Origin of the sequence: Burkholderia sp. IMCC1007 (assembly GCF_027257875.1) — a bacterium.
GTDB lineage: Bacteria > Pseudomonadota > Gammaproteobacteria > Burkholderiales > Burkholderiaceae > Burkholderia.
Map to the genome: position 1 here is coordinate 42307 of NZ_JAPVQY010000027.1, position 12106 is coordinate 54412.

Annotated in this window: 14 protein-coding genes; 4 read left to right on the forward strand and 10 right to left on the reverse strand. The window is 65.8% G+C overall.

The window, feature by feature from the left end; all coding sequences use genetic code 11:
* Positions 1-82: 82 nt before the first annotated feature.
* From O1Q03_RS22230 to O1Q03_RS22275, 10 genes are all read right to left on the reverse strand, one after another.
* Positions 83-844 (reverse strand): SDR family oxidoreductase, encoded by a 762-nt coding sequence (locus O1Q03_RS22230; RefSeq protein WP_269506140.1) that lies wholly within the window; start codon positions 842-844, stop codon positions 83-85.
* 16 nt (positions 845-860) lie between these two features.
* Positions 861-1442, reverse strand: a complete 582-nt coding sequence (locus O1Q03_RS22235) for a TIGR00730 family Rossman fold protein (protein WP_269506142.1) — start codon at positions 1440-1442, stop codon at positions 861-863.
* Positions 1439-2194: a TetR/AcrR family transcriptional regulator gene (locus O1Q03_RS22240; RefSeq protein WP_269506143.1), complete on the reverse strand. Its 756-nt coding sequence runs from the start codon at positions 2192-2194 to the stop codon at positions 1439-1441. Before O1Q03_RS22240 ends, O1Q03_RS22235 begins: the two co-directional genes overlap by 4 nt.
* Positions 2195-2380: 186 nt before the next feature.
* A complete protein-coding gene (locus tag O1Q03_RS22245; RefSeq protein WP_269506144.1) occupies positions 2381-2917 on the reverse strand; it encodes a diacylglycerol kinase in 537 nt (178 codons plus the stop codon).
* Positions 2914-3948, reverse strand: a complete 1035-nt coding sequence (locus O1Q03_RS22250) for a glycosyltransferase family 4 protein (RefSeq protein WP_269506146.1) — start codon at positions 3946-3948, stop codon at positions 2914-2916. Before O1Q03_RS22250 ends, O1Q03_RS22245 begins: the two co-directional genes overlap by 4 nt.
* 30 nt (positions 3949-3978) lie before the next feature.
* On the reverse strand, positions 3979-4917 hold the full coding sequence (locus tag O1Q03_RS22255; RefSeq protein ID WP_269506147.1) for a UDP-2,3-diacylglucosamine diphosphatase: 939 nt from the start codon (positions 4915-4917) through the stop codon (positions 3979-3981).
* Between the two features lie 266 nt (positions 4918-5183).
* Positions 5184-5693 (reverse strand): RDD family protein, encoded by a 510-nt coding sequence (locus O1Q03_RS22260; protein ID WP_269506149.1) that lies wholly within the window; start codon positions 5691-5693, stop codon positions 5184-5186.
* Positions 5694-5699: 6 nt separating this feature from the next.
* Complete coding sequence (locus O1Q03_RS22265; protein WP_269506151.1) at positions 5700-6461, reverse strand: DUF3106 domain-containing protein; 762 nt, start codon at positions 6459-6461, stop codon at positions 5700-5702.
* Between the two features lie 26 nt (positions 6462-6487).
* Positions 6488-6925, reverse strand: coding sequence for a DUF3619 family protein (locus O1Q03_RS22270; protein ID WP_269506152.1), 438 nt, complete (start codon positions 6923-6925; stop codon positions 6488-6490).
* Positions 6922-7485: an RNA polymerase sigma factor gene (locus tag O1Q03_RS22275; protein ID WP_269506154.1), complete on the reverse strand. Its 564-nt coding sequence runs from the start codon at positions 7483-7485 to the stop codon at positions 6922-6924. Before O1Q03_RS22275 ends, O1Q03_RS22270 begins: the two co-directional genes overlap by 4 nt.
* A 354-nt stretch (positions 7486-7839) precedes the next feature.
* Between O1Q03_RS22275 and O1Q03_RS22280 the strand changes: the two genes are divergently transcribed.
* From O1Q03_RS22280 to O1Q03_RS22295, 4 genes are all read left to right on the forward strand, one after another.
* Positions 7840-9603 carry an acetolactate synthase 3 catalytic subunit gene (locus O1Q03_RS22280; protein WP_269506155.1) on the forward strand — a complete coding sequence of 588 codons (1764 nt, stop codon included), beginning with the start codon at positions 7840-7842 and terminating at the stop codon, positions 9601-9603.
* Between the two features lie 111 nt (positions 9604-9714).
* A complete protein-coding gene (gene ilvN, locus O1Q03_RS22285; protein ID WP_006750445.1) occupies positions 9715-10206 on the forward strand; it encodes an acetolactate synthase small subunit in 492 nt (163 codons plus the stop codon).
* 95 nt (positions 10207-10301) lie between these two features.
* Positions 10302-11318 carry a ketol-acid reductoisomerase gene (gene ilvC, locus O1Q03_RS22290; protein WP_040144685.1) on the forward strand — a complete coding sequence of 339 codons (1017 nt, stop codon included), beginning with the start codon at positions 10302-10304 and terminating at the stop codon, positions 11316-11318.
* A gap of 139 nt (positions 11319-11457) precedes the next feature.
* Positions 11458-12102, forward strand: a complete 645-nt coding sequence (locus O1Q03_RS22295) for a phosphatidylserine decarboxylase (RefSeq protein WP_269506157.1) — start codon at positions 11458-11460, stop codon at positions 12100-12102.
* The last annotated feature ends 4 nt before the right edge of the window (positions 12103-12106 follow it).

The following is a 12106-nucleotide window of genomic DNA, read 5'->3' on the forward strand; positions in this document are numbered from 1 at the left end:
AATGTCACGATATTGTGGAGATTTGTGGTGTCGCGACGACGAATCGCTTGAGTAGGCGATTTTTTACCGCGCGGCGGCACGGCTAGCGGCCACCGCCGACGTCGAGCAGCGCGCCCGTGGTATAGGACGCCGCGTCGCTGAGTAGCCAGACGACGGCTTCGGCGATTTCCGGCGCCTCGCCCGCGCGGCCGAGCGGCGTCTGGGCGCCGAGGCGGGCTGCTCGGCCCGGCTGGCCGCCGCTCGCATGGATTTCGGTCTCGATCAGGCCGGGGCGCACCGCGTTGACGCGCACGCCGTGCGGGCCGAGTTCCTTCGCGAGGCCGATCGTCAGCGAGTCGACCGCGCCCTTCGAGCCGGCGTAGTCGACGTATTCGTTCGGCGAACCGAGCCGGGACGCGATCGACGACACGTTGACGATCGCGCCGCCGCGGCCGCCGCGGTCGGTGGACAACCGGCGGGCGGCTTCGCGCGCGCACAGATACGCGCCGAGCACGTTGGTGTCGAACATCCGCCGCAGCCGGTCGACCGGCATGTCGGCGAGCGGCATCGACGGCGCGACGATACCCGCGTTGTTGACGAGTGCGTCGAGGCGCCCGAACGCTGCCGTCACGGTGTCGAACATCGCGATGACGTCGGCTTCGTTCGCGACGTCGCCGGCGACGATGCAGGCGCGGGCGCCCGCGTCGCGAACGGCCTGTGCGGTCAGTTCGGCCGCGGCGGCGTCGCGCGCATAGTTGATGCCGACGTCCCAGCCGCGCTCGGCGGCGAGCACGGCGGTCGCGCGGCCGATGCCGCGGCTTGCGCTGGTGATGAGGACGGCCTTGCGATCGGACGGTGCGGTCATGGGCTGCCGGGGAGCGTTACTTGGCTGCGTCGGGCGCCCACTTGTCGAGGGCGGGCGGCTGATAGTGGCGCAGCCGGTCGATCAGCGCGACGGGTTCGGACGCCACGCACAGCGCGTCGAAATAGGTCGCGCGCATGAAGCCTTCGTCGACCGTATGGCGCAGCAGCGCGATCAGCGGATCGTAGAAGCCATCGATGTTGTACAGCGCGACCGGCTTGCGGTGATAGCCGAGCTGCGCCCACGTATAGACCTCGAACAGTTCCTCGAGCGTGCCGGCGCCGCCGGGCATCGCGACGAACGCATCCGACAGGTCGGCCATCATCTTCTTGCGGTGGTGCATGTCGGGCACGACGTGCAGCTCGGACAGCCCCGTATGGCCGACTTCCTTGTCGACGAGCAGTTCGGGGATCACGCCCACGGCACGGCCGCCGGCCGCCATCACTTCATCGGCGATCACGCCCATCAGCCCGACGCGGCCGCCGCCGTACACGAGCGTGAGGCCCGCCTCGACGAGTGCGCGGCCGAACGCGCGCGCGGCGTCCGCATAGACCGGCCGCACGCCGGATGACGAGCCGCAATAAACGCAGACGGCCTTCATTGTTTCGTGTCCTTCGTCGCGGATCGGGCCGCGACCGGGCTGCCCGCGGCGCGCGGCGAACCGTCGCGCGGCGGCAGGTAGTCGGTGAATTCGCGCTTGGGCAGCTTGCCGGACACGAGATCGTCGAACAGCTGCCGCGAGCGGCCGCGCAGGTAGGGCGCCATCACGGAGATCACGTGCATGCTCACCTGGTGCAGCTCTTCGCGGATCGCATCCTGGTCGTTGTATTTGCGCGGATGCATCACGTACTGATACGACAGCCAGTACGTGGAGATCACCGCCATGTTGGTGGCGATGACTTCGATCTCGGCGGGCGTGGCGACCATTTCGGCGTCGGAGACGAGCAGCTCGCACATGTCGTGCGCGAAGCGCACCTTGTGGCTGATGATCTGCTTGAAGTGCGTCTCGAGCGTGCGGTTGCGCGCGAGCAGGTCGTTGAGGTCGCGATACAGGAACCGGTAGGTCCACATGAAGTCGGCCATGTACTGCAGGTACGACCAGGTTTCGTCGATCGTCGGACGGTGATCTTCGGGAAAGCGCAGCCGCCGTTCGATCTGCTGCTCGAACTGCGCGAAGATGCTGTTGATGATGTCGTCCTTGTTGCGGAAATGGTAGTACAGGTTGCCTGGACTGATTTCCATTTCCTCGGCGATCGTCGTGGTCGTGACGTTCGGTTCGCCGATCTCGTTGAAGAGTTTCAACGACAACTCGAGAATCCGTTCGCGCGTGCGGCGGGGAGGTTTCGCTTCCATGTCGTCCGGCCCTGTGTATGCCGGACTGGCGGGCGCTGCAATCGATGCTGCGGGATTCGTCCGGCGCGGGTTGCTGTTCTAAGATCCAGCGGACGATTATAAACCGCGGTTTCCGTGCATCGGGCGCATTTCGTCATTGCAATGCGTGCGGCCCATGGTGCGCCGCCGCATGCGGGCGGGCGGGCGCTAGAAGCCGAGCCAGTGCGCGACCGTCGGGCCGAGCACGAAGCCCCACGTCGTCACGCATGCGAACAGCGCGACCGTCACCGCCGCGCTGCCGAGATCCTTCGCGCGCTTCGACAACTCGTGGCGCTCGAGCGAGATGCGGTCGATCGCGGCCTCGACGCTCGAGTTCAGCAGCTCGACGATCAGCACGAGCAGCACCGAGCCGATCAAGAGCGCGCGCGACGCGGCCGGGACCGGCGAGAACGCGCCGATCGGCAGCATCACCGCGGCGAGCGTCAGCTCCTGGCGAAACGCGCTCTCCTCGCGGATCGCGACGCGAAAGCCGTTCAGCGAATGCTTGAGCGCGTACCACGCGCGGGTGATGCCGCGGTGGCGCTTGTACGGGTTCGGTGCGAGCGGCGCCAGACGATCGTCGGGGCCGAGCGGCTCGTGCGGATGCACGTCTGCATCGGCGTGCGGCTCTTCTTCGTCGAACGGACGATGCAGTTGCGCCGCGATGGCAGGGGGTGGGATCTTGTCGTTCAGGTCTCGTTTCAAACGGCGGCACCTTCGGTGGGCGAGTACGCAGTCTTCGGCAGCGGCTTCAGATGCGACGCGAACTGCTCGGACGCCGCGCGCCACGAGAAGCGTTCCGCCCATGCGCGCGCGGCTTCGCGTTCGATCTTCAGCGCCTCGAGGCAGGCTTCCTGCAGGTCCTCGTGCATCGCGCCGGCGGCGCCGCCGCCGAGCACGTCGATCGGGCCCGTCACGGGGTATGCGGCAACCGGCGTGCCGCATGCGAGGGCCTCCAGCAGCACGAGGCCGAACGTGTCGGTGCGACTCGGAAACACGAACACGTCGGCCGCAGCATACACCTTGGCGAGTTCGGCTTGCGACAGCACGCCGAGATAGTTTGCTTCCGGGTAGCGCGACTTCAGTTCCGCGAGCGCGGGGCCTTCGCCCGCAACCCATTTCGAGCCGGGCAGGTCCAGCCGCAGGAACGCCTCGACGTTCTTCTCGATCGCGACGCGGCCGACGTACAGGAAGATCGGCCGCGCGGTATTGAGCACCTTCGACTCCATCGGCCGGAAGATGTCGAGGTCGACGCCGCGCGTCCACAGCACGACGTTCGTGAAGCCGAATTTCTCGAGGTCCTGCTTCACGACCGGGGTCGGCGCCATCACCGCGAGCGACGGCCCGTGGAACCAGTGCAGGAACTTGTAGGTCGCCGACAGCGGGATCCCGAAGCGCGCCTGCACGTATTCCGGAAAGCGCGTGTGGTAGGCGGTCGTGTACGGCAGCTTGCGGGCGCGCGCATAGCGCCGCGCGGCGAGGCCGAGCGGGCCTTCGGTCGCGATGTGCAGCGCGTCCGGCCCGAACGCGTCGATCCGCGCGCGCAGCTTGCGGTACGGCAGGATCGACAGGCGGATCTCCGGATAGGTCGGGCAGGGCAGCGTGCGGAATTCCAGCGGCGTCAGCATTTCGACCCGGTGGCCGAGCGCGGTGAGTTCGTGGGTCGTGCTCTTCAGCGTGCGCACGACGCCGTTGACCTGCGGTTCCCACGCGTCGGTGACGATCATGATCTTCATCGCGGCATGTGTCCTGTAAGTGGGGTTGTGTCAGGCGGTGGCCTTGGCTTTGCGCGACGGCGCCGCGGTCGGCGCGGTGTGCATCGCCGTCCAGTAGACGATCTTCAGCTCGCCTTCCATCGTTTCGACGAGCGCGGACAGGCTTTCGACCCAGTCGCCGTCGTTGCAGTACAGCACGCCGTCGATGTCGCGGATCTCCGCCTTGTGGATGTGTCCGCACACGACGCCGTCGCAGCCGCGGCGGCGCGCTTCGTCGGTCATCACGGTCTCGAACTGCGAGATGAAGTTGACCGCGTTCTTCACCTGGTGCTTCAGGTACTGCGACAGCGACCAGTACTGGAAGCCCAGGCGGCTGCGGATCCGGTTGAACCAGCGGTTCAGCACGAGGATCAGCGTATAGAGCGTGTCGCCGAGGTACGCGAGCCATTTGGCATGCTGGATCACGCCGTCGAACAGGTCGCCGTGCACGATCCACAAACGTTTGCCGGCGAGCGTCGTGTGAAATGCCTCGCCGCGCACCTGGATGTCGCCGAACGCGAGGTCGCAGAACTGGCGCGCGCCTTCGTCGTGATTGCCGGGGATGTAGACGACCTGGGTGCCCTTGCGCGCCTTGCGCAGGATCTTCTGCACGACGTCGTTGTGCGCCTGCGGCCAGTACCAGCCCTTCTTCAGTTGCCAGCCGTCGATGATGTCGCCCACCAGGTACAGGTATTCCGAATCGTTGTGGCGCAGGAAATCGAGCAGGTACGGCGCCTGGCACCCGCTCGAGCCGAGATGGATATCGGACAGCCAGATGGTGCGGTAGCGATGAGTGGACGCGTCGGGATCGTCGTGCCGCGCGGCATGCGCGGCAGGCGGCTCATCCGACGACAGCACGTCGGTTGCGGCCGATCCGGACAGGAAGGCGGTAGCGGCGCGGGCGCCGAGCGGTTGACGGAACAGGGAGGTCGCGGACGTTTTCTGGCCCATGCATGACTCGCGCCGGTTGAGAGTACACGCATTGCGCCATGCGGCCGTGACTGTGCCGTGACAGTCACGAGACGTTCTTATTACCGCCGTAGCGGCGTGTTTAGCAGTGAATGCTGCGAGGTTGCGTAAGCTGCCGAACCGACGGGTTTTTCGTCGGCGGGCAAGGCGTGGTGGCACGGCCGTGCAGGCGTTTTGGCGAGGTTTTTGTCTGATAAAAACGGGCGGGCGGCGGCGCGGCCCGCGCGACGCGTCGGCGCGTGAGCAGCTCAGCGCGGAATGGCGACGATGCGCGTACGGGCGATACGGTCGTGCGGGAACTGGCGATCGCCGTGCAGCCGGGCCGCAGCGGCCCACGCCGCGATCCAGATGCCGGTGAGCGCGAGCGTGACCGGCACCGACAGGCCGAGCAGTGGATGCAGCGCGAGCGGCGGCAGGAACCACAGCCAGCCGAGCGCATAGCGGACGAGCGCGTGCACGGCATTCAGCGGCCGGCCGCTCGACGATTCGAGCCGCAGCCGCCACGTCTTCATCGGCAGCGTCTGGCCGCCGTGGGTCCAGAACCAGACGAAATACGCGCCGACGACGAGCGCGATCCAGGCGGCGAGCAGGTTGTGATGCACGAGGCCGTTGCGCTGCTGCGTCGCGAGACTGAACGCGAGCCCCGCGAAGAACACGACGCCGAACAGCAGCACGGCCTCGTACAGCAGCGCCGCGAGGCGCCGCCGCACGGACGGCGTGGCGATGGCGATGGACTGGGGCGCGGGGGCGTTCGCCACGGCCGCTCAGGACCCCTTGAAGAGCGACGGCGCGTCGGCGGGCGACACGGGCGTGACGGCAGCCGGCGCCGGGGCAGTCCCCGACGTGGACGACGCGGCGACCGGCGACGCGCCGGCGCCGGCCGACGCGGGTACGGACGCCGGTGCAGGATTGCCGGCCGGATGCTCGTGCGCATTGACGAGGCGGCGCACGTCGCGGTCGGCGACGGTGGGCGGCGCACTGACGACGCTCGGCCGGCGGCGGCGCTCGGCCGCCGCGAGGCGTTCCTTCTGTTCTTCGGGCAACTGCTGGTAGGCCTTCCACGCGCGCTCGCGCGCCTGCGCGGACAGCTCCTTCGCGCTCTGGTAGTTCTCGCGCGCGACGCGGCGCTGCTCGGGCGTCATCCGCACCCACTCGGACATCCGATCCTGCAGGCGCTTTTGTGCATCAGGCGTCAATTTCGCGAAACGCGATGCGATCTTCAGCCATTTTCGCTTGCGTGCGTCGCTGAAGCCGTCCCATTGATCGGCGAACGGCGCGAGCGCCTCGTGCTGCGCGGGCGTCAGGCGCGCCCACGACAGCGGGCCGTTGGCGGCCGGCAGCGGCAGCGGCAGCGGCGGGAGTTCGGTGGTCAGCCCGGCGGCGGCCGAGGTCGGCGCGGGCGCGCTGCTGGCCGCGGAGGAGACCGTCGCGGGGGGCGGGTTGAATCGCGAATAGGTGGCGACGTAGCAAACGGCGATCGCGATCACGCATCCGAAAAATACGGCCAGGCCGCGCTTCTGACTCACCCGTGCGATCCCCTCGTTATTGTCTGTTAGCGTGTGTGCGAAAGATACGCGTTGAACCCGTGATCGAGATACGCGTTCAGCGGCAGGTTGTCGCTGAGCATCGCCGCGTCGATGTCGGCGAGTTCCGCGGTCCGCTGCATGTCTTCCCAGTACGCGATGCCGACGAGCCCCGCGAGCAGCAGCGCGAGCGGCCATGCGCGCAGCAGGCGGCGCGCGAACGACGCGTGCGGGCGGCCGGCCTGCGGGCCGCTCGCGGGTGTCGTGCCGTATGCGCCGGCCGCGCCGGCGAAGGCGGGCACGAACACCGGCGCGGTCGCGGCTTCGGGTTTCTTGCGCGCGAGCGCGGCCCGGCGCGCGACGGCCAGGCGGTCGGTGGTCGCGGCAGGCAGCGCCGCGGCACGTTCGTCCAGCGCGCGGCGGACCTTCAGCGCGAATTCATGTTCTCGATTTACGGGAGAGCTCATAGCGTGATTCCTTTGGCCTTGAGCGCTTGCGCCAGGGTGTGGGTAGCTCGCGAGCAGTGCGTCTTGACGCTGCCTTCGGAGCACCCCATTGCGGCGGCAGTCTCGGCGACATCCATATCTTCCCAATAACGCATCAGGAACGCTTCCCGTTGACGTGCCGGAAGTTTCTGGATTTCTTCGTCGATCAGGGCCAGAACCTGCTCGCGTTCGAGGCGGTGCTCGCTGCTCTCGACGCCTATATTGTCGTCCGCCGATTCGAGCGTTTCCAGTGGATCGAAGTCGTCGTCGTCGGTGTTGTTCAGCGACGAGAAGAGCGTGACCCAGGTATTGCGGACCTTCTGCCGGCGGAACCAGTCGTGAATCGCGTTCTGCAGGATCCGCTGGAACAGCAGCGGCAGCTCGGCCGCCGGCCGGTCGCCGTATTTCTCCGCCAGCTTGATCATCGCGTCCTGGACGATGTCGAGCGACGCGTCGTCGTCACGCACGGCGTATGCAGCCTGCTTGAACGCGCGCCTTTCGACGCCCGCCAGAAAGTCGGCGAGTTCCTTGTCTGATGCCATTCCGTAAAGGTATGCGCTGCGGACCGCGGCGGCGTGTGAAAGGTCGAAAAATTTCGTAAAACCCGCGGATGCTAACAAATTTTCGCGTGACTTGGCACCGGTTGCAGCGCGCCACGTTGCGCGCGAGCCGCGTCCGCGGGCCGCCGGGCGGGGCGCATGATGCGCTGCGGGATATTTTGCTTGACGACCCAATCATGACCCGCTATCGTCAGCGATTCGCAACATGAAGTGATGGTCTCATTTGAGGCTGGCCCAAGAAGCCCGCCCTTCAACTGGACGCGCCGCTTGAACCCGAGCCACAAGCCCGGCAGAGAGCACCCGATCAATTTTTTGCCGAAAATTCGAAAGGTCAAAATGAACATGCCCAGCGCGGAATTCTCCACGTCGGAACCCCTTTCCCCTCCCGATAGCGACTCCATTGGCGGCACCGTGCTCATGAAGGCACTCGCCGACGAGAACGTCGAATTCATCTGGGGCTACCCCGGCGGCTCGGTACTCTACATCTACGACGAGCTTTACAAGCAGGACAAGATTCAGCACGTGCTGGTGCGCCACGAACAGGCGGCCGTGCACGCAGCCGATGCGTATGCGCGCTCCACCGGCAACGTCGGCGTCTGTCTCGTGACGTCCGGCCCCGGTGTCACCAATGCGGTGACCGGCATCGCAACGGCCTACATGGATTCGATCCCGATGGTCGTGATCAGCGGCCAGGTGCCGACTGCCGCGATCGGCCAGGACGCTTTCCAGGAATGCGACACCGTCGGCATCACGCGTCCGTGCGTGAAGCACAACTTCCTCGTGAAGGACGTGCGCGACCTCGCGGAAACCGTCAAGAAAGCGTTCTACATCGCCCGTACCGGCCGTCCCGGCCCGGTGCTGATCGACATCCCGAAGGACGTCTCCAAGACGCCGTGCCAGTACGAGCCCGTCAAGAGCGTGTCGCTGCGTTCGTACAACCCGGTCACGAAGGGGCATTCGGGCCAGATCCGCAAGGCCGTGTCGCTGCTGCTGTCGGCGAAGCGTCCGTACATCTACACGGGCGGCGGCATCATCCTCGCCGATGCGGCGCGCGAACTGAACCAGTTCGCCGACCTGCTCGGCTACCCGGTCACGAACACGCTGATGGGCCTCGGCGGCTATCGCGCGTCGGACAAGAAATTCCTCGGCATGCTCGGCATGCACGGCACCTACGAAGCGAACATGGCGATGCAGCACTGCGACGTGCTGATCGCGATCGGCGCCCGCTTCGACGACCGCGTGATCGGCGACCCGGCGCACTTCGCGTCGCGCCCGCGCAAGATCATCCACATCGACATCGACCCGTCGTCGATCTCGAAGCGCGTGAAGGTCGACATCCCGATCGTCGGCGACGTGAAGGAAGTGCTGAAGGAGCTGATCGAGCAGCTGCAGACGGCCGAGCATGGCCCCGACACCGAGGCGCTCGCGCAATGGTGGAAGGACATCGAAGGCTGGCGCGCGAAGGACTGCCTGAAATACGACCGCGAAAGCGAGATCATCAAGCCGCAATACGTGGTCGAGAAGGCGTGGGAGCTGACGGACGGCAACGCGTTCGTGTGCTCGGACGTCGGCCAGCACCAGATGTGGGCGGCGCAGTTCTACCGTTTCAACAAGCCGCGTCGCTGGATCAACTCCGGTGGCCTCGGCACGATGGGCTTCGGCCTGCCGGCAGCGATGGGCGTCAAGATGGCGCACCCGGACGACGACGTGCTGTGCATCACGGGCGAAGGCTCGATCCAGATGTGCATCCAGGAACTGTCGACCTGCCTGCAGTACGACACGCCCGTGAAGATCATTTCGCTGAACAACCGCTACCTCGGCATGGTCCGCCAGTGGCAGCAGATCGAATACAGCAAGCGCTATTCGCATTCGTACATGGATGCGCTGCCTGACTTCGTGAAGCTCGCCGAAGCGTACGGCCACGTCGGCATGCGGATCGAAAAGACTTCCGATGTGGAGCCGGCGCTGAAGGAAGCGCTGCGCTTGAAGGACCGCACCGTGTTTCTCGACTTCCAGACCGATCCGACCGAAAACGTCTGGCCGATGGTACAGGCCGGCAAGGGCATCACCGAGATGCTGCTCGGATCGGAAGATCTGTAACGGCGCGACGCGCGCGCAGGCCCGCAGCGGCCGCCTTCACGAAGGGCGGTGCGGCACCGGGCGGCGCGCGGCGCGAGTGAATCGACACGGCACATTCTGGAAGAAGCGAACATGAGACACATCATTTCCGTCCTGCTGGAGAACGAACCGGGCGCGCTGTCGCGCGTGGTCGGCCTGTTTTCCGCACGCGGCTACAACATCGAAACCTTGACGGTGGCGCCGACCGAAGACCAATCGCTGTCGCGGCTCACCATCGTTTCCATTGGCTCGGACGACGTGATCGAACAGATCACGAAGCATCTGAACCGCCTGATCGAGGTGGTGAAAGTGGTGGACCTGACCGACGGTGCACACATCGAACGCGAGCTGATGCTGATCAAGGTACGTGCAGTGGGCAAGGAGCGCGAAGAAATGAAGCGGATGTCGGATATTTTCCGCGGCCGCATCATCGACGTGACTGAAAAGACCTACACGATCGAATTGACGGGCGCGAGCGACAAGCTCGACGCATTCATCCAGGGGCTGGACGCGAGCGCGATCCTAGAGACCGTGCGTACCGGCAGCTCCGGCATCGGACGCGGCGAGCGCATCCTGAAGGTGTGATGCCGAAGAGGCACGCCGGGTGCGCCGTCATGTCCCGGCCCGCAGTACCCAATCCGAACGAATTGTTGAATTTTTGAATTAGCGAAGGAACCATCATGAACGTTTTCTACGACAAAGACGCTGACCTCTCCCTCATCAAGGGCAAGCAAGTCACGATCATCGGCTACGGCTCGCAAGGCCATGCACACGCACTGAACCTGAAGGACAGCGGCGTGAACGTCACGGTCGGCCTTCGCAAGGGCGGCGCGTCGTGGAGCAAGGCCGAGAACGCAGGCCTGTCGGTCAAGGAAGTCGCGGAAGCGGTGAAGAACGCGGACGTCGTCATGATGCTGCTGCCGGACGAGCAGATCGCCGACGTGTACGCGAAGGAAGTGCACGCGAACATCAAGCAGGGCGCCGCACTGGCGTTCGCACACGGCTTCAACGTCCACTACGGCGCGGTGATCCCGCGCGCGGACCTCGACGTGATCATGATCGCGCCGAAGGCACCGGGCCACACCGTGCGCGGCACGTACTCGCAAGGTGGCGGCGTGCCGCACCTGATCGCGGTTGCGCAGAACAAGTCGGGCGCGGCACGCGACATCGCGCTGTCGTACGCGGCAGCGAACGGCGGCGGTCGTGCCGGCATCATCGAGACGAACTTCCGCGAAGAGACCGAAACCGACCTGTTCGGCGAGCAGGCCGTGCTGTGCGGCGGTACCGTCGAGCTGATCAAGGCCGGTTTCGAGACGCTGGTCGAAGCGGGCTACGCGCCGGAAATGGCGTACTTCGAGTGCCTGCACGAACTGAAGCTGATCGTCGACCTGATCTACGAAGGCGGCATCGCGAACATGAACTACTCGATCTCGAACAACGCCGAGTACGGCGAGTACGTGACGGGCCCGCGCATCGTCACGGAAGAGACGAAGAAGGCGATGAAGCAGTGCCTGACCGACATCCAGACGGGCGAGTACGCGAAGAGCTTCATCCTCGAGAACAAGGCAGGCGCGCCGACGCTGCAGTCGCGCCGCCGCCTGACGGCCGAGCACCAGATCGAGCAGGTCGGTGCGAAGCTGCGCGCGATGATGCCGTGGATCGCGAAGAACAAGCTCGTCGACCAGACGAAGAACTAAGCACCGATAGCAGCAAAACGTGCTGTTCCGGCCCTTCGAGTGGAGGGTCGGTATCAAAAAGCCGCCCGAAGGCAGCAGTGCCCCGGGCGGCTTTTGCTATGCTACGGGCTTTGCAATTCACCGAACACCGAACGAATCCATGAACTATCCTCATCCGATCATCGCGCGCGAAGGCTGGCCGTTCATCGCGATCGCAGCCGTCCTCGCGTTGTTGATCCACGCCGTCGGGGGCTTCGGCTTCGCGTGGCCGTTCTGGCTGCTGCTCGTCTTCGTCGTCCAGTTCTTCCGCGATCCGCAGCGCCCGATCCCGGCGCAGCCGAACGCCGTGCTGTGCCCGGCGGACGGCCGCATCGTCGCGGTCGAGACCACACAGGACCCGTACGCGAACCGCGAAGCGCTGAAGATCAGCGTGTTCATGAATGTCTTCAATGTCCATTCGCAGCGTTCGCCGGTCGATGGCGCGATCTCCAAGGTCGAATACTTCCCCGGCGCGTTCCTGAATGCGGCGATCGACAAGGCGTCGACCGAGAACGAGCGCAATGCGGTCGTGATCCAGACGGCGAGCGGCAAGACCGTCACGTCCGTGCAGATCGCCGGCCTGATCGCCCGCCGGATCCTCTGCTACGTGCGCGCGGGCGAGCCGCTGTCGCGCGGTCAGCGCTACGGTTTCATCCGCTTCGGTTCGCGCGTCGACGTGTACCTGCCGCTCGGCAGCCGCGCAAAGGTGTCGATCGGCGAGAAGGTCTACGCGTCGTCGACGATCCTCGCCGAGCTCGAACAGTAAGCGG